The organism is Bacillus sp. S10(2024), from assembly GCF_050473865.1.
GTDB lineage: Bacteria > Bacillota > Bacilli > Bacillales > Bacillaceae_G > Bacillus_A.
This window is the reverse complement of record NZ_JBFLUR010000002.1, coordinates 4,727,446-4,750,367: the sequence shown is the minus strand read 5'-3', so window position 1 is coordinate 4,750,367 and position 22,922 is coordinate 4,727,446. Positions and strand designations below refer to the sequence as shown.

The 22,922-nt window shown below is 36.8% G+C and carries 25 protein-coding genes and 1 pseudogene; 5 read left to right on the top strand and 21 right to left on the bottom strand.

All coding sequences use genetic code 11. From position 1 onward, the window contains the following. From hrcA to gpr, 5 genes and pseudogenes are all read right to left on the bottom strand, one after another. A pseudogene (gene hrcA / locus AB1280_RS24170) lies at positions 1 to 674 on the bottom strand (heat-inducible transcriptional repressor HrcA); the annotation flags it as partial. Between the two features lie 222 nt (positions 675 to 896). Beyond that, positions 897 to 2,036, bottom strand: coding sequence for a radical SAM family heme chaperone HemW (hemW, locus tag AB1280_RS24165; RefSeq protein ID WP_429754507.1), 1,140 nt, complete (start codon positions 2,034 to 2,036; stop codon positions 897 to 899). Between the two features lie 241 nt (positions 2,037 to 2,277). Continuing rightward, positions 2,278 to 4,101: an elongation factor 4 gene (lepA, locus tag AB1280_RS24160; protein ID WP_272186779.1), complete on the bottom strand. Its 1,824-nt coding sequence runs from the start codon at positions 4,099 to 4,101 to the stop codon at positions 2,278 to 2,280. Between the two features lie 210 nt (positions 4,102 to 4,311). Continuing rightward, on the bottom strand, positions 4,312 to 4,653 hold the full coding sequence (locus AB1280_RS24155) for a DUF3679 domain-containing protein (protein WP_429754506.1): 342 nt from the start codon (positions 4,651 to 4,653) through the stop codon (positions 4,312 to 4,314). A gap of 21 nt (positions 4,654 to 4,674) precedes the next feature. Continuing rightward, positions 4,675 to 5,778: a GPR endopeptidase gene (gene gpr / locus AB1280_RS24150; protein WP_429754505.1), complete on the bottom strand. Its 1,104-nt coding sequence runs from the start codon at positions 5,776 to 5,778 to the stop codon at positions 4,675 to 4,677. Between the two features lie 181 nt (positions 5,779 to 5,959). Here gpr and rpsT point away from each other — a divergent pair, with 181 nt between their 5' ends. After that, the gene (gene rpsT, locus AB1280_RS24145; RefSeq protein ID WP_020062230.1) at positions 5,960 to 6,217 is read left to right on the top strand and encodes a 30S ribosomal protein S20; all 258 of its coding nucleotides are present in this window, start codon (positions 5,960 to 5,962) and stop codon (positions 6,215 to 6,217) included. Positions 6,218 to 6,301: 84 nt separating this feature from the next. Here rpsT and holA read toward each other — a convergent pair whose 3' ends face one another. After that, positions 6,302 to 7,315: a DNA polymerase III subunit delta gene (holA, locus tag AB1280_RS24140; protein ID WP_272186776.1), complete on the bottom strand. Its 1,014-nt coding sequence runs from the start codon at positions 7,313 to 7,315 to the stop codon at positions 6,302 to 6,304. A 414-nt stretch (positions 7,316 to 7,729) separates the two neighbouring features. Between holA and AB1280_RS24135 the strand changes: the two genes are divergently transcribed. Then, the gene (locus tag AB1280_RS24135; protein ID WP_020062228.1) at positions 7,730 to 7,864 is read left to right on the top strand and encodes a YqzM family protein; all 135 of its coding nucleotides are present in this window, start codon (positions 7,730 to 7,732) and stop codon (positions 7,862 to 7,864) included. Here AB1280_RS24135 and AB1280_RS24130 read toward each other — a convergent pair. The 3 genes from AB1280_RS24130 to AB1280_RS24120 all read right to left on the bottom strand — a co-directional run bounded on the left by AB1280_RS24130 (position 7,851) and on the right by AB1280_RS24120 (position 11,458). Then, on the bottom strand, positions 7,851 to 10,208 hold the full coding sequence (locus AB1280_RS24130; protein ID WP_429757246.1) for a DNA internalization-related competence protein ComEC/Rec2: 2,358 nt from the start codon (positions 10,206 to 10,208) through the stop codon (positions 7,851 to 7,853). The two genes, AB1280_RS24135 and AB1280_RS24130, sit on opposite strands and share 14 nt — an antisense overlap. Positions 10,209 to 10,227: 19 nt before the next feature. Next, a complete protein-coding gene (locus tag AB1280_RS24125) occupies positions 10,228 to 10,785 on the bottom strand; it encodes a ComE operon protein 2 (RefSeq protein WP_429757245.1) in 558 nt (185 codons plus the stop codon). 67 nt (positions 10,786 to 10,852) lie between these two features. Next, complete coding sequence (locus tag AB1280_RS24120; RefSeq protein WP_429757244.1) at positions 10,853 to 11,458, bottom strand: helix-hairpin-helix domain-containing protein; 606 nt, start codon at positions 11,456 to 11,458, stop codon at positions 10,853 to 10,855. Between the two features lie 82 nt (positions 11,459 to 11,540). Between AB1280_RS24120 and comER the strand changes: the two genes are divergently transcribed. Next, positions 11,541 to 12,365, top strand: coding sequence for a late competence protein ComER (comER, locus tag AB1280_RS24115; RefSeq protein WP_429757243.1), 825 nt, complete (start codon positions 11,541 to 11,543; stop codon positions 12,363 to 12,365). A gap of 95 nt (positions 12,366 to 12,460) precedes the next feature. Here the strand turns inward: comER and AB1280_RS24110 are convergent, their stop codons facing one another. The 8 genes from AB1280_RS24110 to AB1280_RS24075 all read right to left on the bottom strand — a co-directional run bounded on the left by AB1280_RS24110 (position 12,461) and on the right by AB1280_RS24075 (position 17,566). Beyond that, on the bottom strand, positions 12,461 to 13,210 hold the full coding sequence (locus AB1280_RS24110) for a class I SAM-dependent DNA methyltransferase (RefSeq protein ID WP_429757242.1): 750 nt from the start codon (positions 13,208 to 13,210) through the stop codon (positions 12,461 to 12,463). Next, positions 13,207 to 13,563: a ribosome silencing factor gene (gene rsfS, locus AB1280_RS24105; protein WP_272186770.1), complete on the bottom strand. Its 357-nt coding sequence runs from the start codon at positions 13,561 to 13,563 to the stop codon at positions 13,207 to 13,209. The genes AB1280_RS24110 and rsfS overlap by 4 nt, the downstream gene beginning before the upstream one ends. Beyond that, positions 13,560 to 14,129: a bis(5'-nucleosyl)-tetraphosphatase (symmetrical) YqeK gene (gene yqeK / locus AB1280_RS24100; RefSeq protein ID WP_272186769.1), complete on the bottom strand. Its 570-nt coding sequence runs from the start codon at positions 14,127 to 14,129 to the stop codon at positions 13,560 to 13,562. The genes rsfS and yqeK overlap by 4 nt, the downstream gene beginning before the upstream one ends. Beyond that, the gene (locus tag AB1280_RS24095) at positions 14,119 to 14,688 is read right to left on the bottom strand and encodes a nicotinate-nucleotide adenylyltransferase (RefSeq protein ID WP_272186768.1); all 570 of its coding nucleotides are present in this window, start codon (positions 14,686 to 14,688) and stop codon (positions 14,119 to 14,121) included. The genes yqeK and AB1280_RS24095 overlap by 11 nt, the downstream gene beginning before the upstream one ends. A gap of 103 nt (positions 14,689 to 14,791) precedes the next feature. After that, positions 14,792 to 15,091: a ribosome assembly RNA-binding protein YhbY gene (yhbY, locus tag AB1280_RS24090; RefSeq protein WP_429757241.1), complete on the bottom strand. Its 300-nt coding sequence runs from the start codon at positions 15,089 to 15,091 to the stop codon at positions 14,792 to 14,794. A 4-nt stretch (positions 15,092 to 15,095) separates the two neighbouring features. Continuing rightward, on the bottom strand, positions 15,096 to 15,929 hold the full coding sequence (gene aroE / locus AB1280_RS24085; protein WP_429757240.1) for a shikimate dehydrogenase: 834 nt from the start codon (positions 15,927 to 15,929) through the stop codon (positions 15,096 to 15,098). A gap of 14 nt (positions 15,930 to 15,943) precedes the next feature. Next, positions 15,944 to 17,050 (bottom strand): ribosome biogenesis GTPase YqeH, encoded by a 1,107-nt coding sequence (gene yqeH, locus AB1280_RS24080; protein WP_272186765.1) that lies wholly within the window; start codon positions 17,048 to 17,050, stop codon positions 15,944 to 15,946. A gap of 3 nt (positions 17,051 to 17,053) precedes the next feature. Then, on the bottom strand, positions 17,054 to 17,566 hold the full coding sequence (locus AB1280_RS24075) for a YqeG family HAD IIIA-type phosphatase (protein WP_272186764.1): 513 nt from the start codon (positions 17,564 to 17,566) through the stop codon (positions 17,054 to 17,056). Positions 17,567 to 17,949: 383 nt separating this feature from the next. On the opposite strand from AB1280_RS24075, the gene AB1280_RS24070 reads away from it, so the two are divergent. Further along, complete coding sequence (locus AB1280_RS24070) at positions 17,950 to 18,105, top strand: sporulation histidine kinase inhibitor Sda (RefSeq protein WP_139207688.1); 156 nt, start codon at positions 17,950 to 17,952, stop codon at positions 18,103 to 18,105. 132 nt (positions 18,106 to 18,237) lie between these two features. On the opposite strand, the gene AB1280_RS24065 is transcribed toward AB1280_RS24070, so the two are convergent. The 4 genes from AB1280_RS24065 to rpmG form a co-directional block, all read right to left on the bottom strand. Further along, a complete protein-coding gene (locus AB1280_RS24065) occupies positions 18,238 to 19,017 on the bottom strand; it encodes a phosphatidylserine decarboxylase (RefSeq protein ID WP_429757239.1) in 780 nt (259 codons plus the stop codon). 219 nt (positions 19,018 to 19,236) lie between these two features. Beyond that, a complete protein-coding gene (gene sigK / locus AB1280_RS24060) occupies positions 19,237 to 19,947 on the bottom strand; it encodes an RNA polymerase sporulation sigma factor SigK (RefSeq protein ID WP_272186762.1) in 711 nt (236 codons plus the stop codon). A gap of 118 nt (positions 19,948 to 20,065) precedes the next feature. Next, on the bottom strand, positions 20,066 to 21,547 hold the full coding sequence (locus AB1280_RS24055) for a YcdB/YcdC domain-containing protein (RefSeq protein WP_429757238.1): 1,482 nt from the start codon (positions 21,545 to 21,547) through the stop codon (positions 20,066 to 20,068). 161 nt (positions 21,548 to 21,708) lie between these two features. After that, a complete protein-coding gene (gene rpmG / locus AB1280_RS24050) occupies positions 21,709 to 21,858 on the bottom strand; it encodes a 50S ribosomal protein L33 (RefSeq protein ID WP_429757237.1) in 150 nt (49 codons plus the stop codon). A gap of 361 nt (positions 21,859 to 22,219) precedes the next feature. On the opposite strand from rpmG, the gene AB1280_RS24045 reads away from it, so the two are divergent. Further along, positions 22,220 to 22,870, top strand: coding sequence for a GTP pyrophosphokinase (locus tag AB1280_RS24045; protein ID WP_272186759.1), 651 nt, complete (start codon positions 22,220 to 22,222; stop codon positions 22,868 to 22,870). Positions 22,871 to 22,922: the final 52 nt, after the last annotated feature.

Below are 22,922 nucleotides of genomic sequence, written 5' to 3'. Positions count from 1 at the left end.
ATTGGAATGTACCGTCTAACATCTTCATGACACTATCATAATTATGAACGTACTGACGCAAAACCATTACAATTTCTTTAAAAATTTTATTATGCAGTTCTGAAATCGGTACACCCAGACAACTTGTCATTCAAAATGTTAACCATTTTTTCCAAATCTTGCAAATCAACAGATTCTGGAACTGTGATGGTTTTACTTTGCACATGTCCTGTATCAGTTACAATAATTGCAACCGCTGTTTGATGACCAAGTGGAAGAATTTGTACATTTCTCAGCTTATTCGCACTAACTTTTGGCCCAAGAACAATTGCCGTATAACTCGTGAGTTCTGACAAGATTTGCGCGGATTGCTGCGCAAGCTTTTCTGCTTCAAAAACTCTTTGAGCGAACAAGTCTTTAATTTGTACAACATCTTCACTAGGCAAATGTTGCGGTGCAAGAAGATGATCTACATAAAAGCGATACCCTTTTTCAGAAGGAACGCGCCCTGAAGAACTATGTGTTTTTTCAATAAACCCTAATTCTTCTAAGTCAGCCATTTCATTTCGAATTGTTGCTGAGCTAAATGTAATTACTTCTTTCTTAGATAATGTTCTTGATCCAACAGGTTGTGCTGATCCGATAAAATCATCAATTATCGTCTGTAAAATTAAGAGCTGACGTTCCGTAAGCATTTCATCATCACCTCTGTTAGCACTCTTATGTTTCGAGTGCTAAATCTATTACTAACTTACCAAAGTTGCTATTGAATTGTCAACGGAAACGTGATGAGATAAGGTGAAACTTTTAGCAGCGTTTTTTTTTGCTACTAATTAGCCCTGCCAATCGGGCTCAAACAGACGGTTTCTCTTCTCGATTTACCTCTATGTACCGTCTGTTTGAGCGGGATACAGCGTTTAATCCACCAAGAATGATTGAAAGACTTCATTTCCTAATAACTTCCCTTTTCTTGTTAAACAGACATGAGTGTTTGTTTCTTGAAGCAATTCATGTTCTTTATTATGACGTAATTGTTTTGCAAAGATGTCGTTCATCTCTACGCCGAATTTTTTGCTAAATTCTACTTTTGAAACACCTGCTGTTTTTCGAAGCCCTAAAAATAACTCTTCTTCCATTTTTTCTTGTGTCGTTACTGTATGAACATCTAAATAGGGCAAACCTGTCTCATCAATTTTCGTAAAATATTGCTTTAGTGGACCTACATTTTGAATCCGCTCGCCATTTACGTAACTATGAGCACCCGCTCCGAAACCGAAGTATTCTTCATTATTCCAATAAGTGAGGTTATGTCTACTTTCATAGCCCTCTTTCGAAAAATTACTAATTTCATACTGCTGGTAACCATGCTTTTCCATGGCATCCATCACAATTTCATACATTTTAGCTTCACTGTCTTCACCTGGAAGTCTCAACTTTCCTTTGTTCATTAAATTATAAAAGACCGTTTTCGGTTCAACAATTAAAGAATACGCAGAGAAATGTTGAACCCCAAGTGTAAATGCAATCTCTAACGTTTCTTTCACATCTTCTATCGTTTGACCAGGCAATGCATAAATTAAATCAACATTAATATTTGCAAAACCTATTTCCTTCGCCTCACGAATCGCTATAAACGCATCTTCTCTCGTATGCCTCCGTCCAATTTTTTTCAATAATTCATCACGAAATGTTTGAACACCAAAACTAATCCGGTTTACACCGCCTTCTAGTAGAAGATTTAATTTCTCTTTTGGTAAATCTCCTGGATTCGCTTCAAAAGTTAGTTCACAATTTGGCGCAAACGGACGTAAACGACGATTAATAATGTCTAGCAATTGCTTTGTCTGTTCCATATTTAGCGCTGTTGGCGTTCCTCCACCAACAAAAATCGTTTTCATTTCTTTAAAAGACGTTTTGTTGATTGTATTCACAATTTCTTTCTCTAAATATTGCAAGTATTGTTCAACTGGCTGACGTTCAATAAACACTTTATTAAAATCACAATAGTGACAAATATGCTGACAAAACGGAATATGAATATATGCAGCTTGTATCAAATTCTGTTCCTACCTTTCTAAAAAGAAAACCTCCGCATTTCGGAGGTTTATTTACTTCTGTAATCCTATGCGAACTTTATCTATTCGCATTCTTCCCCAAATAACTTTTCTTCTTACAATCAAAAGCTTCATCACTATTGTAAAGGAGAGATACAAAGATGTCTAAATATTAACCAAAACTTTAAATACTTTGATTTCTGCTCCCTAAATAAAAAGAAGCCGTTTGTACGGCTTCTTTTTATTAGTTATCATCCATTTTCAGTACAGCCATAAATGCCTCTTGTGGTACTTCTACAGAACCAACAGACTTCATACGCTTCTTACCTTCTTTTTGTTTTTCAAGAAGTTTACGTTTACGAGAAATGTCACCGCCGTAACATTTCGCTAATACGTTTTTACGCATCGCTTTAATTGTAGAACGCGCCACAACTTTATTTCCGATTGTCGCTTGTATAGGCACTTCAAACTGCTGTCTTGGAATTAACTCTTTTAACTTTTCTACAATCACTTTTCCGCGGTCATATGCTGAATCACGATGCACAATAAAGGATAGTGCATCAACTTGCTCACCATTCAATAAAATATCCATCTTCACAAGCTTAGATGGTTTATAGCCAATTAACTCGTAATCAAAGGATGCATATCCTTTCGTATTCGACTTTAATTGATCGAAGAAATCATATACGATTTCAGAAAGCGGAATTTCGTATGTCAAAGTAACGCGTGTTTCATCTAAATATTGCATATCAATAAATGTTCCGCGTTTTCCTTGGCAAATTTCCATAACTGCTCCAACATAATCGTTTGGAACCATAATAGATGCTTTTACATACGGCTCTTCTACACGATCAATAGATTGCGGATCTGGCATGTTAGATGGGTTATCAACTATCATGTCTTCACCGTTTGTTAAATATACTTTATAAATAACACTTGGTGCTGTTGTAATTAAATCAATTTTAAATTCACGTTCAATACGTTCTTGAATAATTTCCATATGAAGTAAGCCTAAAAATCCACAGCGGAAACCAAATCCAAGTGCTTGAGACGTTTCTGGTTCAAATTCAAGAGCAGAGTCATTTAATTCTAACTTTTCTAATGCATCACGTAAATCATTATAACGTGCCGAATCAATTGGATATAAACCACAGAATACCATTGGGTTTAATTTACGATACCCCGGCAAAGGTTCTGCTGCTGGACGTTTTGCATGTGTAATCGTATCACCTACACGCGTGTCGCCAACATTTTTAATCGATGCTGCTAAGAACCCTACATCACCTACTGTTAACTCTTTACGTTGTGTTGTTTTCGGTGTGAATACACCAACTTCTGTTACTTCAAACTCTTTACCCGTTGCCATCATGCGTACTTTATCGCCAACTTTTACCGTTCCATTTACAACACGGATATAAGCAATTACACCGCGATATGGATCATATAAAGAGTCGAAAATCATACATTGTAATGGTTCTTCCGAATCACCTGCTGGAGCTGGTACTTTTTCAACGATTTGCTCTAAAATCTCCTCAATACCAATACCCGCTTTTGCAGAAGCAAGAACCGCTTCAGACGCATCTAATCCAATTACATCTTCTACCTCTTGACGAACACGTTCTGGATCAGCGCTTGGTAAGTCAATCTTGTTAATAACCGGTAAAATTTCTAAGTTATTATCAAGTGCTAAATATACGTTTGCTAATGTTTGAGCCTCAATTCCTTGCGCCGCATCCACAACAAGGATCGCACCTTCACAAGCCGCTAAACTACGAGACACTTCATACGTAAAGTCGACGTGTCCTGGTGTATCAATTAAGTGAAGAATATATTCTTCTCCGTCTTTCGCTTTATACGTTAATTGTACTGCATTTAATTTAATTGTAATCCCGCGCTCACGCTCTAAATCCATGGAGTCAAGCAACTGTGCTTTCATCTCGCGTTGTGCTAACGCATTTGTTTTCTCCAAAATACGGTCTGCCAACGTGGACTTCCCATGGTCAATGTGAGCAATAATGGAAAAGTTACGAATTTTAGACTGCCTTTTTGCTCTTTCTTCTTTGTTCATCTATTTATCACTCCTACTAATCTCGCCAATATACACTAGCACTGATTATATCAATACAAGGAAAAAGATTCAATGAAAACTGGTGTTACGATATAAGCAAGTACTCTTACTATTATCATATGCAATTTGTAAACAATAGACAAACCTTTCCTAAAAATCCAAAAAGCTACCTTACTCGTACGTAAGATAGCCGCTTTTTTATACTTTAAATTAATGAAATATACCTTTTATTTTATCAACTATGGTACATGTTATGCTACGAATAACATTTTGCACCAAAGAAGTCAATCCTCTTCCCATACTTTCGAGCATATTAAAGCTTTTTAATTTTTCTAGTTGCGCTTGTTTTTCTTCAACGGAAAATGCATTTCCAGGAATTATTTTTTCTATATCCCCGTAGTTTGTTCCTGTTATGTGAGCAATTTGCTCATATGTGGGATTATTATAGCCCTTCATTCGTTTCAATCCACTATTGGCAACTTGCATCCCGGCTAACGTTATAAAAAATGCACTCACAACGACAATGATGCATTTGCGTGTAAACTGCCCCACTTCTTATTTCTCCTTTTTCAATCAATGCGTATATGCCCCTGTGTTGCCTTGATCAACTTGATGATGAAGAGCTGCGTTCAAGCCACTCGCAATTAAATTCGCCATATCTTCAATAAACGCATCCACTTCTTTAGGTGTTACCATTAAATTATGTCCTAGTGGGGCTAGCACTTCATAAATTAGCTTTCTCTTCTCTTCTTCTTCTAGCGTACCAACCGCTCCCAAAAACATATTGCGGCTTTTTTCATCTGGCATATCTTCTTCTGTCAGTTTCTTCTTTTCACCAAATGTAAAACCGGCTGGGAGTAAAGAACGAGATGGTTTTACACCCTCACGCATCTCACGCCCAAAATGCTTTAAGATAAAATCAATTGTGTCACTTGTAATTGAAACTGCATCTACAACGGTCGGAACGCCAATTGCAATCACCGGTATACCTAGCGTATCCTTACTCAATTCTTTTCGTTTATTCCCAACACCAGAACCAGGATGAATACCAGTATCTGAAATTTGGATGGTACTATTTACTCGTTCAATAGAACGAGCAGCAAGCGCATCAATCGCAATTACAAAATCTGGTTTCGTCTTTTCAATGACCCCATAAATCATATCGCTCGTTTCAATACCTGTAATCCCCATAACCCCCGGCCTAATTGCACTGACAGGCCGAAACCCTTCCTCAACACTTTCCGGCTGCAGCTGAAACAAATGGCGCGTAACAAGGACATTCTCTACAACAATTGGACCTAAAGCATCCGGCGTTACATTCCAATTACCTAGACCAACAATTAAGCAACTTGCTTCTTCACTTATTCCAATTTCTTTTAGAAAGTGCGAAAATTCCTTTGCAAAAATCCCTTCTACTTTTTGTTGCAGCGCTGTATCTTGCTGACGAATTCCTTGCACTTCTAAAGTTAAATAATTCCCTGGTTTCTTTCCCATCGTCGGAGCGGCACTTTCATCGATTGTCACCTTTGTAATTGTAATCCCTTCTTCTTCGCGCTCTTTTACAATTACACCTTGAATCGCTGTTTTTTCTTCTTGCTTCTCTTGCAGCATTTGGTGGGCTTCTAATGCAAGATCTGTTCGAATCCCATATTTACTTAAATCAAGCGGTCCGTTCATACAATCTCCTCCACTATTTATAATAATATTTATTAGAATTCCCCAATTTATTTTCAGACATTCTTTTCCTATATTGAAATTTCATCGTTCCCACTATTGCAATTCTCTTCTCCGTTTGATAGAATATCACTTGTTCTATGTAAGAATCGAGTCACTCGATTGCACCAGGGAGGTGAAATATATGGCAAACATTAAATCTGCTATCAAACGTGCTAAACTTAGTGAAGAGCGTCGTGCACATAACGCTTCTATCAAGTCTGACATGCGTACAGCTGTTAAAACTGTAGAAGCTTTAGTTAACAATAACGATCTTGAAACAGCAAAAGAAGCATACAAAGTAGCTTCTAAAAAACTTGACAAAGCAGCTCGTAAAGGTCTTATCCACCAAAACGTTGCATCTCGTCAAAAATCTCGCTTAGCGAAACAAGTAAACGCGTAAGGCGTTTAAAAACGATCCGTATGGGTCGTTTTTTATTTACAAAAAAAAAATGTTCATGCAGATGTTTACATGAACATTTTTCCACTATCCAATATGATTTAAACGCATAAGAAAAAATTCTAGCACAAGACGTTTATCCATTCTTCCTGTCTTCATATTGTAATCTGCCTCAGCAAGTTCGTGAATCACTCGTTTTAACGCTTCAAACGAGAAAAAATTTGTTTGATTCATAGCCAGCTTCACACGATACGGATGTACACCGATGTGAGATGCAATTTGATTTTGCCCATAACCACGCTGCTGAAGTTCTTTCACTTGATATAACAAACGAAATTGACTCACAAGAAGCGCAAGCAGTTTAATCGGCTCTTCTTGTTGTGTGAATAACCCTTCTAAAATACGCATCGCACCTGCAATATCTTTTTTTACTACCTTTTCTGTTAAAGAAAATACATTTTGTTCAACAGACTTTGGAACGAGTTCTGCGACAAGCTTTGCCGTAATTTCACCGCCTGTTCCCACATATAATGTTAGTTTATCCATTTCCTTAGCAAGCATCGTTACATTACTTCCAACAAACTCTAATAACAAACTAACTGCCGCTTCTTCTATTTGAATATGCATTTCTTCCGTACGGCTTATAATCCATTTACGTACATCTTGCACTTGCATAGCATTTGCTTCTACTACATCCGCTGTTTTTTTCAAGAGCTTCGTAACTTTTTTACGCTCGTCCAATTTTTCAAACGGAGCAATAAACACAAGGATCGAAAATGGCGAAGGTTCAGCAATATATTCTTCTAGCACTTTGACGTTTTGCTCAATTTTGGCTTTTTGTGATGTTAAAAACAACGGTGATTTTACAACGATAATTTTACGTTCTCCAAAAAAAGGAAGCGTCCTTGCGTCCTCAACAACTTCCTCTATATATGATTCTTCCAAGTCATACGTAACGACATTAAACTCACGATCCTCCTCAGCTAACGCTTCTGATGTCAAAAGCCGAAGTGTTTCATTTATAAAATATGCCTCTGTTCCATATAACAAGTATAACGAAGCAAATTGCTTTTTCTTTATTTTTTTATGTATATCACTCATGTCATTTCCTACTCCCTAACACTTTATATACTTATAGTAATGTGACAACTGCTGTTTTACAAGTCCAAAGGAACAGGCAGCCACCCGTTCCTTGATCTATATAAAACGTTACAAAATAAGCCCCGGGAACCTTATTTCATAACGGTGACCACCTTAATTTTATTGTTTGCACCTTCCTTGCGAGTTATGAATGACAACTGTTAGCACACTTGGAAAAGCATTGAACCAATCAAGCTTGAATCGGAATTATCCCACCGCTCAAAATCTTGAAAAGAGACTTTGCCAACTATCAAAGTTAAATATTTCGAATTTTAAATCAATGGCAAGATTACGAGTTACGAATAACTGGATAAATTGTAGATTTTTTTCTGACAATATTTTATACTATAGTGGAATGTTGGGAGGGATTCAGAGATGAATGAATTTGAAAAAAACGTTCAAAGTAAGCGTAATGACGCTGTCGACTCAGGGGTAGGCTTTATCGTTTCATTCGGATTTTTTACCACCTTATTTATCATCGCAACAGTCGTTAAATTTATCGGTTCTTAAAGGCTGCATGTGGCAGTCTTCTTTTTTTCTGTGTTTCATCATATGTTAACTTACTGTGAAATGTTCCCGCATCGCCTCGAAAAACATAAGAAATTGCCCCTTGTTCATCAGTTCTCCACACTTCAATTCCACGTTCCTTTAAACGCTCTAACACTTCAATATGCGGATGTCCATAACGATTTTTTTCTCCAATAGAAATAATGGCTTTTTTCGGCTGAACAGCATCTAAAAACTGCCCTGAAGATGACGTTTTACTTCCGTGATGCCCAACCTTTAAAACGTCTGCATGCAGCTCTGGATACCATTGTATAAAGCGCTTCTCACCAGCTTCTTCTAAATCACCCGTAAACAACCATGTTAATCCCCCTATTTTTGTCCAAAGTACAATAGATTGATTATTATCTTCTTTTTCCTCTCCTTCTGGTGATAATACCGAAAACACCGTCTCTCCCGCCTTCCAGCTATCTCCCTTTTCTACAATTCGAACAGGCACATTCTTTTGCATAGCAAACTGCTGTATTTGTTGTTCAAGCAAAGAGAATTTTATTTTCTTCCCTAACACTACTTCTTTTACCGCAATAGATTGTATTACCTCTTGCACTGCTCCCATGTGATCCATATCTCCATGTGTCACAATTAATTTATCAATCATTCTCACACCCTCTTTTTGTAAAAAAGGAACGAGAATATCATGCCCAACAGAAAATTCATGTTTTTTCTGCTGCCATTCTTCTTTCTTTACCGGAAGTGTTCCACCAGTATCGATTAAGTACGTCCCCTGATTATATGGAAGGCGAATCAAAATAGCATCCCCTTGTCCGACATCAATATAAGTAACACTTCCGTTTGCATTTACAAACGGAAAGGCATAGTGGCATGTACTAAGGAGAAAAAAACTCGATAGAAACAGTAGGCGATATTTTCTCCACATTAGCCCTTCCCATGATAAAAGAACGGTTACAATACTTATACAATATAAAGCAACGAGAAATGGCTGGGTTTGTCCAAAGATAAGGCGTACAAACGGTAAGGCTTCGCACATTTGCAGCATTATATTCGATACGTTTATACATAGGGACAATAAATCTGCTAACCATTGAGACACAATAGGAAGACATATAAGACATACAAGAATGACGATACAAACCGGTAAAACAAGTAAAGATAAAAACGGGACATAAATCATATTAAGAAGGATACTGTAAGGAGATACATAACCGAAGTGATAAAGTGAAATAGGTATACTTGTCAATTGAGAAATAACGGAAAGGTATATAGAATTTTTCACTATACCATTTTCATTCGCCAACAAACGTGATGAAGATAATAAAAGAGAAAAACTTCCAACAAATGAAAATTGAAACCCAATGTCAAACAATACATACGGATCATAAAAAAGCATAATTATTACTGTCATACTTAAAGCATCCATCCCGGACACTCTCACTGCTCGCGTAAGAGCTCCAAACACAATAACAGCTGCTATAGATGCCCGAACAATAGATGGTGAAGCCCCTGCACAAAACATATATAACGGAATACAAACAAGCAGAAGCATCGTTGTGCTTTCACGCGTCATACCAATTCGAAGGGATACAAAATAACATATTGCAGTTAACAAGACAATGTGCGATCCTGATATCGCTAATAAATGAACAAGTCCAAACTGTTGATACTGTTCTTCTACTTCAAACGACATATATTGACGATCACCAAACAATAAAGCATTCATAAAAGCTGCTGACTGCCCCGAAAAAGTCTCTCCTATATAAGAAACAGTTGCTTGTCGCATCGAAAATAACCAATGAACAAACGACATATCTTTTTGCACACAATTCGAAAGCGATTTCACTTCAAAAAAGGCATGAATATGCTGTTTATATAAATAATCCTTATAATCAAACGCATAAAAATTGCGAGGAGATGGTGGTTCTTTCAACGTACCAGTAAACGTACACAACATACCAGGGGTTAACTGCTTCAATTTTTCTTTTAATTCACGAGAAGGAATTTTGTAAAACAACTGAACTGTTTTATCATTGTCCATTTGCAACTGGAAAGAAAGACGATTTCCATTTATAATCGGGGTACTTTGAATTGTACCTATTACATCTGCTTCCCGAAAAGAAAGCACCGAATCATTTTGCGCATCTACATAAGTCGCGTATACATAGGTAAGACCAAACGCGAGGATAATCAAGGAGAGCATCCGAAGAGAGGTACGTGAAAAACAAACTACACAATAACAACCAAAGATAAGAAAAGGGACGATAGTAAAAGAGGAATAAGCTGTTGCAACCCCAAAGATAACTGAGATTGCAACGCAAATCCATTGCCCGCGCAACACGTACTCACCTCACGGTTTACACCATATTTTTTGCCTGTAGTAATACTTGTTGCAACTGCTCTAACGTCATTTCATCAGTTTGTACCGAAGACAAAAACTGTTTTAACTCTCGCATTTTTTGTTGTTCTTCTAATGTTGTTACGTCAAATGCAAGAGGAACATGTTTTATCCTTACATTTGCTTGTTCAAATAACTCAAGTGCATACGGATGATTTTTATAATCTTGCGCGTAATACACGGCTGTAATACCACTTTGAATAATTGCTTTACAGCAATGCAAACACGGAAAATGGGTAACATAAATTTCCGCTCCATCTGTTTTCGCACCAAATTTCGCGCATTGCAATAGCGCATTCATTTCAGCATGAATTGTACGCACACAATGATTATCAATGACATAGCAGCCTTCATCTATACAATGCACACCGCCGGCAATCGACCCATTATAACCCCCAGCAATAATACGTTTATCCCGCACAATTGTCGCGCCAACCGCAAGTCTTGTGCACGTGCTGCGAAGTGATAATAAATGACTTTGTGTCATAAAATATTGATCCCAAGAAACTCGTTCCATTATCTTCACCTACTTTTGAAATCTATTTATAGTGTAGCGAAATAAGAAAAAAGTCGTCAATGTTTATTTAATGAACAATTATCTCACCTTTCATTTTTTCCAGTGATTTTTCACCAATTCCATCGACTTCTAATAAATCTTCTACTTTTTGAAAGAGGCCATGCTGCTCACGATACTTGATAATATTTTCTGCTTTTCTAGGACCAATGCCCGATATTTTTTCAAGCTCTTCCTTTGTCGCTGTGTTTATTTGTATTTTCCCTTCTGACAAAGTTGCTTCATTCACAGTAGAATTTCGCTCTCCTTTTTTCGGCACATAAATCACCATTTGATCCTGTACAAGCTGTGCTAAATTTACTTTTGTTACATCTGCTTCTGGTAAAAATCCTCCTGCCTTTTCAACGGCATCTTTCACCCGCGCTCCACTTTGTAATTCATATACACCTTCACGATGCACAGCTCCTTTCGTATCAATAATAATCGTTTTCGACTGCAATTTAGATTCTGTTATCTTTGTTTTCTCCTTTCTTTCTTCTATTTTCGATTTCGCTTCCACTTTCACTTTCACTGCCGATTGTTCTTGTCCTCCTTTTGTTTGCCATACAAATAAGATACTGACAACACAAATTGCCGCAAACAAAACGAGCCACTTTCTGGGCAAATTCATCATCATCATTTTGCACCTCTAATTCATAAATTCAATATAAACTTCATATTGTTTAGGAGAAAGATGTTACGAAGGAGGGGATGAAACATTGAACATAGGAATAATAGGAACAGGAAATATGGGGAATATACTTATTGATGCATGTATCGAAGCCCGTGCTGTCAAACCTTCGTGTCTTACCATCATTAATCGTACTTTCGCAAAAGCATATCATATAAAAGAGAAGTATCCTTCTATTCATATAGCAAAAACAATCCAAGAAGTAATCGAACGCTCTGAACTCATTTTTATTTGTGTAAAACCATTAGACATACACACTATTTTGACAAAGCATGCTTCAATTCTTACCAACGATAAATGTCTAATCTCTATTACAAGTCCCATATCTACCGGGCAATTAGAAACAATTGTATCTTGTCACGTTGCTCGTATTATTCCGAGTATTACAAATCGCGCATTAGCCGGGGGCTCTTTATGCACATTCGGAAAAAACTGCTCACAAGAATGGCAAAGATGTATATTGAACTTGTTTCAAAAAATCTCTAAACCTATCATCATTGAAGAAAATATCACAAGAGTAGCATCCGATATCGCAAGCTGCGGCCCAGCATTTTTCAGTTACTTATTACAACGCTTTATTGACGCATCTGTAGAGGAAACAAATATTACACGTGAAGAAGCTACTATTTTAACGAGTGAAATGATTATCGGGATGGGAAAACTGCTAGAAAAGCAAATTTTCACCTTACCAACTTTACAAGAGAAAGTTTGCGTAAAAGGAGGTATAACAGGAGAAGGGATTCGCGTCTTAGACGAACATATTGGAGATTTGTTTAACAAGGTGTTAAAACGAACACATGAAAAGTATGAAGAGGATGTAGAGCACATAGAACAGCAATTTAATAAACATTAATATATCTTTTACGACAAAAACAACTATATTCCTTCATAAAATATTTTATTTTTTGCTATTTAATAAAAAAGCAACCGAGAATGGTTGCTTTTTTATTATGCACTTTTTGTAGCGACAAAGAAGATTCGCTCTGTTTGTTCTGTGACTTCTATTCTTTCGAAGTCTCCTGTTACACGAAGAACAGTAAAACCGGCGTTTTCAAGCCACTTCGTCAGTTCTTCAACAGGATATGTACGCTGCATATGCAATTCATCAAACCGATGATACACATCCTCTTCTTCATCTCGTACAAAAAATGTCAAATCATGCTCCACACTATTTGGCCCTTCACCTGGGAAACAGTTCCAAATAAGAGAGATTTCATCTTCATTCATTGTATACGTTTCATTTTGAAATACGTGATGAATTTTATAAAGAGAGTGCACATCAAACAAAAACAAACCATCTGGGCGCAAATGATGATACACACGTCGGAATGTCTCTTGGATGCCCTCTTCTTCTAGTACATAATTTAACGAATCACAAAAAATTGTTACACAATCGAACTCGCCTGGAACATCTAACTCACGCATATCTTGTTGATAAAAAGGAATAAATTGTCCTTCTTCACCTAACTTTTGCTGAGCAATTGTTAACATTTCTTCTGATAAATCTACCCCTGTTACATCGTATCCTTTTTGTACAAGAGGTAACGTAACATTCCCTGTTCCGCAAGCAACATCAAGAATTTTCGCATCTGTTTTACCAATTTGCCCCAAGCTTTGTTCCGTAAATTCCACCCATTTTTCATATGGGACATCATTCATTAGTTCATCGTATAACAATGCAAATTGTTCGTATCTCATTGACCTAACTCTTCTGTAACATCTTCGCGCGGTACATCGCCCCATAGACGCTCTAAATTATAATAATCACGCTCATCTTTATGGAATACGTGTACAACAACATCACCAAGATCAACAAGTACCCAACGTGCCTCTTCAAAGCCTTCCATACGTTTTACATCAACTTGTACTTCATGTGCTTGTTCTTTTACTTCACGAGCAATTGCTTGTACTTGTTTATCTGAGTTACCATGACAAATTACAAAATAATCAGCAAGCGGGGAAATCCCTTGCATGTTCAACACAACAATATCTTCTGCTCTTTTATCATCAGCTGCTCGCGCTGCCAATATTAATAATTCTCTGTCCTTCATTTCGTAAGGTCCTCCTTAATGACTGCATTATACGTTTGAAATGTTAATGGATAAATCGTTTGATTCTTTTCCATTAAAAATTGTATCGTATGCTTTAAAGCATATAATAACGCTTGATTGAGATCTTCTCGCGCTAGCTTCCGCGCTTCTTCAACACCTGGAAACTTACGACCAGGTTCAATATAATCTGCCACGTAAATCACTTTATCAAGATTCGTCATCTGTTCATGTCCACTCGTATGATACGTAATAGCTTGTAGTATGTCAGCATCTGTAATACCGACTTCTCGTTCTACTAAATATGCCCCAACTGGCGCATGCCATAATTCTTTATTATAAAGTAATAAATCTTTTGGCAAATTTTCTCGCTTAATAATCTCTTCCATTTCTGAAATCGGTCTACACTTTGCATAATCGTGAAAAATCGCTGCCATTTCTGCCTTTTTTTCATCAACACCATATTGCTTTGCAAGTTCAATAGCCGTTTCCATAACACCAATTGTATGAATATAACGCTTTTCATGCATTTGCTGTTTCACAATTTCAAGTGCCCGTTTACGATCCATATAGCCCATTCCTCTCAATATATTCCTGTACCCCTTTAGGAAGCAAGTATTTGCACGTCTTCTTCTTTGTAAAACGTTCGCGAAGAAGCGAAGAAGAAATAGCAAATTCCGGAATTTCTATCGTTACAATGTCATAAGGCGTAGAAAGTGTATAACCAGGCCGAGCAACACCGACAAATGTAACGAGCTTTAACAATTCATCGATGTTATACCATTTTGGTAAATACTCCACCATATCCCCGCCAATAATAAAATAAAATTGAACGTCTGGATGCTCCTTTGTCAATTGTAACATAGTGTCATATGTGTAAGACGGACCTTCACGTTCCAGTTCCGCTAAACAAATAGAGAAATACCTGTCTTGTTCAACTGCTAAATGAATCATTTCTAAACGATTACGTACACTTGTAACATCCTTATCTCGTTTATGAGGGGGGACTTGATTTGGTAAAAACCAGACCTCATCAAGTCCCAATGCATCATACACTTCATTTGCAATTAACAAATGTCCATTATGCGGTGGGTCAAATGTCCCGCCAATAATCCCGATTCTCTTCAAAGAAAACGCCCCTTTACCTCGTCCTTATAAGTGGTAGTTCTCATTTATGACAAAATGAGAAGCCTATACGAACTCGATTGGTTCAACTAACTTTTAGAAATCGTTACTTTGTTTTTGGTAACACAATACGCTTATTTTCTTTTGATTCTTTATATAAGACAACTGTACTTCCGATAACCTGTACAAGTTCAGCGTTTGCACCTTGCGAAAGTTCTTCTGCTACTTCATGGCGATCAAATTCGCAGTTTTGCAGTACACTAACCTTTATCAACTCGCGTACTTCTAGCGCTTCTGCAATTTGTTTTACCATATTTTCATTTACGCCGCCTTTACCAACTTGAAAAATTGGCGTTAAATGATGCGCCTCTGCACGTAAAAATCGTTTTTGTTTTCCTGTTAACATGTGTTTAGCCTCCAAGCTTTTTCATTACTATTTGTTTCATTCGCTCTATATCTGGCAAACGTCCCGTCCAAATTTCAAATGCAAGTGCGCCTTGAAAAACAAACATATCAATGCCGTTTTGTACAATCGCTCCATGCGCCTTCGCGTCTTGCAATAACTTTGTTTTAAACGGATTATAAATAATGTCAGATACAATGCTTCCTTTTTTCAAATTCCGAATGCGTAGCGGTGTATCTTCGACATGAGGATGCATCCCTACTGTCGTTGTATGGATGATAATATCATACAGTGCTTGCTTATCTGTTGCTTCTTCTAAGGAAAGCCCCAAAGACACGACTTCACTTCTACAATCTGCAATAAGCTGCTCTGCTTTCTCTACTGTACGATTTGCAATGTCAATCTCTTTCACACCAGCATCTGCAAGTGAATAATAAATTGCACGGCACGCCCCGCCAGCTCCGAGCAGTAAAATACGTTTGTTCGTTAATGGCTCTTTACTAATAGATTGCAATGAACGAACATACCCTATTCCATCTGTATTATAGCCAATTAATTTTCCTTCTTTATGAAGCACTGTGTTTACCGCACCGATTTGTTCTGCCAAAGGATCAATTTCGTCTAAATGCTGCATAATCGAAACTTTGTGCGGTGTTGTCACATTAAACCCAACAACTCCAAGTGCCTTCAATCCTTTCACCGCTTCGCCTAATTCACTCTCTTGAACGAGAAAAGCATGATAATGTGCATCCATTTCTAAATGAGCAAATGCATCATTATGCATAAGCGGTGATAAGGAATGTCCAATTGGGTTTCCAATTACACCATATAATTGTTTCACAAGTCCTCACCACTTTAAATTAAAGATTTACGTAATGAAACACTAACTCCTTTTGGTACATGTGCTGCAATTTTTGCACCAGCTTCATTCACCGTCACCCATCCTAAACCTGAAAATACAACATCTGTTTTTGGTTCACGAATGGTAAACTCATACTTTATAAGCTCAGGCATGTTTTCAAGTTCTTCTGGTGTTGGCGGATTTAATAATTCTCCGGCATGCTTTTCATACAATGCATCTGCTTTTTCAAGCTTCGTACGATGAATCGTAAGACGATTAGATAAATGACAAGTAAACGAACGACGACCGCCACTTATATAATCAAATCGTGCTAGTCCACCGAAGAATAACGTTTGTTCTTCATTCAGTTGAAAGACCATCGGCTTAATTTCTTTTGTTGGCGTAATTATTTTTAAGCTTTGTTTCCCAACGTAATGCGCCATTTGATGATGATTAATAATACCTGGTGTATCATATAAAGATGACGTTTCATCAAGCGGAATATCAATTAAGTCCAGCGTTGTACCTGGGAAATGTGATGTCGTAATGACATTTTCCGTTTCCTCGCTAAACGTTTTAATAATACGGTTAATAAACGTTGATTTCCCAACGTTTGTACATCCAACAACATAAACATCTTTTCCATTACGATATTGTTCAATTGCACTTGCAAGCTCCTCAATACCTTGACCTTTTGCTGCACTAATTAAGAAAACATCTTCTGGCATTAGGCCCAGTTGCTTTGCACTATATCGCATCCAATGTGTAAGCTTTTCCTTCTTTACTGATTTTGGAATTAAATCTGCCTTGTTACCGACAAGAAGTACTTTATTATTTCCAACAAAGCGATGCAGGCCAGGAAGCCAGCTTCCACTAAAGTCAAAAATATCAACAATTTTAACAACTAATGCATCAGATTGTCCAATCCCATTTAAAATGCGTAAAAAATCATCATCTGTTAATGACACATCTTGGATTTCATTGTAATGCTTTAAGCGAAAACAACGCTGACAAATGATATGTTCTTTCTCTAACGAAGAAGCGGGTGCATAACCAACTTCATTTTTATTTTCTGTTTGGATGGCAACGCCGCATCCAATACATTTAAACGTCTCAGTCAAACTTTATTCCTCCCAATTAATTAAACCTTTTTTCTTCATGTTACGCATAATTCTACGCTCAATTTTCCGATTAAAGCGCGTCATAAATCCATCTGTTTTTGCAACTGGAACAACTAAAATCGTATGCAACCCAACACGATTGCCACCAAGCACATCTGTTAATACTTGATCTCCAATTACAACTACTTCTTCCGCACGTAGATTCATTTTCATTAGCGCTTGTTTAAAAGCACGAACAAGTGGCTTACGGGCGCTATGAATAAACGGAATACCTAGTGGATCAGCAAAATCTTTTACACGTTGTTCGTTATTATTCGAAACAACTGTCACTTGAATGTCGTGTTCCTTCATTTTCGCAAACCATTCTTCCAATTGCGGTGTCGCATTCGGACGATCCCATTCAATCAAGGTATTGTCTAAATCAGTAATGATTCCTTTTACACCTCGGTTTTTCAATTCTTCAGGCTGAATATGATACACGTTTTTCACGTATTCATTCGGTAAAAATAAACTCAATCTCTTTCACCTCTTTGAGGAGTTTTATATAGTTCAACTTCCATTTTGAGAACGGTTTTCTCTCAAAATGGTTAGCTGAACTTATCGGGCTCTTACAGGAAGTCATTCTTCTCATGATTTTCTGTTAAAGCAGGATAAATCATCTAACAGCTACTGTCCGTTAAAATTGGAGAAAATTTTTCGACAGCATTTTTCGATTATGCATCTGTGGATAAACTTGTACACAATTTCCCTCTTGTCAAATTCAGTTAATTCAAAAATTATCAACAATTCTTACACACCTTATCCACGATAGAGTGTGGATAACCAACAGATTGTGACATAAGACAATTTTTGGTACATTAAATGAGACAAATTTCCTTTTTCGCAGGAGGTGAACCGCCTTGACGGCGAAACATATGGAACAGTTATCTACTGAATTACTCACTGAGTCTTATTATAAAGCAAAAGAACTAAAATTAAATCCTGACTTCATTTTACTTATTAAACAAGAAATCATTAGACGCTCATTAGAGGACAAGCTTTTAAAATCGTCTTAAGCATATATACAGTAAAACTTCCGTCGGTCACATTTAACCACTGATAATTAGTTGAACAAGATCCCCTTTATTACGTGAGAAAAATAGATACTGCTTCACCTGTAAAAAGAGCCATCTTATAAGACGGCTCTTTTATAATCGAGTTGCCACTTTCTCACCAACACGAACCTCTTGTCCACTAGCTAATGATTGAATGACTTCAACCATACCTTTTTCAAATAATAGCACGACTGTCGAGCCAAATGTAAAATAGGCCATCTCTTCACCTTTTTGCATAGTTTCTCTCTCATGCAACAGTTCAATACTATTTACAAACATTGCACCTACTTTAACAAGCGCCATCCGCTCGCCTTCGCTCTCTATTTCTGTTACAGAGCGATAGTTTTTAGACAACGTATCTTTTCCATATTTCATACCTGCTGCATTAACAGGATATGACTTCCTTCCAAGTACAAAACGCTCTGTCACTGTACCAGAAAGCGGACTATGAATACGATGGTAGTGGCTTGGGCTTAAATAAATCACCATGTATGTACCACCTGCGTAACGCGTTGCCCTTTCATCCGTACCAAGCATGTCTACAATTGAATACTGTTTTCCTTTAATCTCAAACATTTTTGTCTCATTAATGGGACCATAATCTGCAAAAACGCCATCAACCGGACTCACAATAGCAGACTCTTCTGTATCAATTGATCGTTTGCCCTCTTTTAATTTACGCGTAAATAATTCATGAAGCGTTTGATACTCTTTTAAACCCCTCTCCATCTCATCTTGTTTAATTTGAAATACCTTCGCATAAGATGGAATAATCATTGAGCTTAAACGAGACTGTGCAAATTTACGCAATATATAGGACGTAAAACGACCGTTTGTAAGTTCAATCAATAATCGATATAACGTACGTCGCAAACTGCGAAACCCCCTACCATGATATATAATGTTGTAATAAGACCCTTACATGTAGTTTTTCCTATTCTTATTTCTATATCATAAATTATTAGCACCTTTTAATATTACAGATAGAACCCATCATTTTCAACCGTGAACATGGATTTATCATAGGAGTTTCGTTTTATCCAATAAGAAAAGTGCCTGCTTTCGAATAAAAGCAAGCACTTTTCTTATTTACTATTTCCCCTTCTTCTCCTTCTCTGCACGAACAAATTCATGAAACATCTTCATTAATGCCCGCTTCTCGATACGTGATACGTAGCTCCTTGATATACCAAGTGCTTTCGCAATCTCGCGCTGCGTTTTCTCTTTCTCCATACCAAGACCAAATCGGTTTACAATCACTTCTTTTTCTCGTTCATCTAATATGTCAATATACTCTTTAATTTTCTCAAGCTCCATACTTAGTTGAATCGTATCGATTACATCTTCTGATTCTGATTTTAAAATATCGATTAAGGAAATCTCATTCCCTTCCTTGTCCTGTCCAATTGGGTCATGAAGAGAAACGTCTTTTTTCGTTTTCTTTAATACGCGTAAATGCATTAAGATTTCATTTTCAATACAACGAGCTGCATATGTTGCTAGTTTCGTTCCCTTTCCTTGCGAATAGCTTTCGATTGCCTTAATTAAGCCAATCGTACCGATGGAAATTAAATCTTCTGAATCTTCTCCTGTATTTTCAAATTTTTTCACAATATGTGCTACAAGACGCAGATTATGTTCGATGAGGAGATTTCTTGCGTGCGCATCCCCTTGCTCCATAAGCTCCAGGTACTTCCTTTCCTCATCAGGCGACAATGGCTGTGGAAATGCATTATTTTTGACATACGATACGAATACAAACATTTCACGAATCATATATCCAATTGCGGCGAACAGACTCAACCTCTTCACCCCCGCAAAAATAGTGGTCTTTACTATATGTATGTGGGCGAGTGGTTGTTTGTGTCTGTACAGCTTTATGGACAAAACGAAAAACATTCATTATTTAAATGTATTTGTTTCAAACTTTCCACCAAATTGCTTTTCCTGTACTCGCATCTATATAGCGAATTTCTCGTCTATTGCTATAATCCCCATTATATTCTTTATTGTTTTCTGCCGTTGTTTGACTATAAATAAGTCGATACTGTGGAGGCTCTTGTTCACTTTCCTCAAACCACCTTAATTCTGCCCGAAGCCATTGACAATACCGCTCTAACGCTTGCTTTCCACTCACTTTCACTTCCTTATCATAAGTGAGCAGCTTTTGAATAAGACTTTGCGACGTACCACTATACGCTCTTATGTGGCCGGTTTCTCCGTCCACAACGACGCGTACCAACTCACCTTCTATTCGAACATCATTTACATATACGTAAAAATGAAAGTGCCCTGGATCTTCTTCATCAGGATCATCTTGATTACTCCAAACACGAAGATATTGTTCGTAATTTGGAAATACCTTCCCTAAAAATTGTAGCGCCTTTTCAAAACACTGCTCACGAGTTAATACAGGGTTTCCTACGTCGTTTCCCCGTTCATAATATGCAAGCAACTCATTTGTTTCTTTATCCATTTTCACGATAACCGACATTTCATACTGGAACATATGAAACTGTTTCTTCCAGTACGCATCGAAAGATTTGTCATTTTCTTCTGCGTCCTCTTGTTTATCTGGTAACTTCGCCCAAACAATTGTCTTCTCTGTTTCTCCTTCTTCTTCACGTACTTTCGTCATGACATTCTTATCAATATTCAATAACCAATCAATATTTTCTTCTAGTTGCGGTTTCTCACTTAAAGCTGGCAATTCTTTTGTTTCAATCACATAATGATTACGATCATGCCAGTCTTCTCCAGTATGTACATCAATAAAAGCATGTGCAGGAATCGGTTCATATACAAGATAATAACCTTCTTCTATTTCGCCATCCTCCCATTCAAACAACGAATTCGAAAGCTGGATAAAGACAGGCTCCATACTCTGCCTTTGCTTCAACTGCTTTGTCACAACTTCTTTCTCTACAATAGAACTCGGCCACATTGGTTTTTCCTTTATGCCCTCGTTTCTAAATTTAATAACATTCCCATCTAAATCAACTTCTACTACAAAACCTGTTCGAGGCAACGAATAGCCATTTACTTCCTGCCTATATTCAATCACTATACTTGCCTTTCTTTCATTTATATAAATAACCGTACATTCTTTATATGTATGCGGTGCATGCTGCTGCAAGAATGCATCCGCAATGCTTTTTCCTTGCTCTTTACTTATACTTAGCTGCTTTGTAACACCTTCTTTATGGATAGATAATTCCATTAACTCTCCTGTTGCTTTGCATAAACAAACTTGAATGTATCCTTCAGGGTTCTCCCGTTTTTCCCACCATAATAAATGAGCATCTCCATTTAGGTTTTCCTCATCAACAACAAGTGTATAATCATGTGGAATTTCAACGATATGCGCTACTTGTTGCACTCTCTTCCTATCTACTTGATTCATCATAATCCTCCTATGGTAAAAAATACATTTATATCATATCACACAAAATTATCTTTATTTTTCATAAATGGAATTAGTAGGAATTTGCGAAATTATAGCTGATTACCTAATAAAGGTCGTAATCCCTATCCAACAAAAAAATAACTAAAATCCCTAGTCGTTTACTTCATTTCACGATGCAATGTTACTCGTTTTAATTGTGGACAGTACTTTTTTAGTTCAATACATTCTAGGTTATTTCGTTTATTTTTCTTTGTAATATAATTGTGGTCACCGCATTCTGTACAAGCTAATGTAATATTTACGCGCATAAGTGTGTGACTCCTAAAAATTTCATTCCGTTTCGTAAAACGAAATCGTTATGATTTATATCACAAACTTTATTATACGCTTTGTCAATTCCATATTAAAAAAACACCATGCTCCTTATTTTTTTGTAAACGATTCAAAAAAGACAACAAACTGAAACAATTTGTTCATACGAAATTCACATCAATCGATTAGTATAAGAGTATACAGAGTTTACATACAATAAATTCCATAACAAAGGAGGGACCTCTCATGAAAACACGTTATCGCTTTATGATCTCATCATTCGCAGCATGTGCGTATATGATATGGTATTTAGTGTAAGCAACCTTATTTTCCAAATAAGAAAAAGGTGTGTAGAAAATGGATTATAACCAAACAACAGTTAATTATTGGAAAGCATTTGTATTACCTTATACATTTGCTCTTGAAGAACTGAAAACAAAATTCGAAATTATGAACCGGGAAGCTCAGTTTCTAGAAGACTACAACCCGTTTGAACATATAAAAACACGATTAAAGCAACCAAAAAGTATTATTAAAAAGCTAGAACGAAAACACTTAACACCAACTGTTGAAAACGCTCAACAGCATTTATTCGATATCATTGGCATTCGAATTACATGTTGTTTCGTGGAAGATATTTATTATTTAAAAAAATTGATTGAAAAACGAACAGATATGGAAATCGTAGAAGTTAAAGATTATATTAATACACCAAAACCAAATGGCTATAAAAGTCTCCATATGATTATTAAGTATCCATTAGCATTAAATTCTGGAACACAAGATGTTTTTGCAGAAATTCAATTACGTACGCTAGCAATGGATTTCTGGGCAAGTTTAGAACATAAAATGTACTATAAATATGAAGGAAATATCCCTGAGTATTTAAAAAACGAATTACATGATGCTGCTATGAAAGCTGAAGAACTTGATAATAAGATGGCATCTATCCGTCAAGATATCGATGAAATTGAAGCGTGTTCCGAGCGCATTTTATTACCTGTGTAAAAGAAGTTCTCTATTTGGAGAACTTCTTTTTATCCCGCTATTCGTGGGCAGT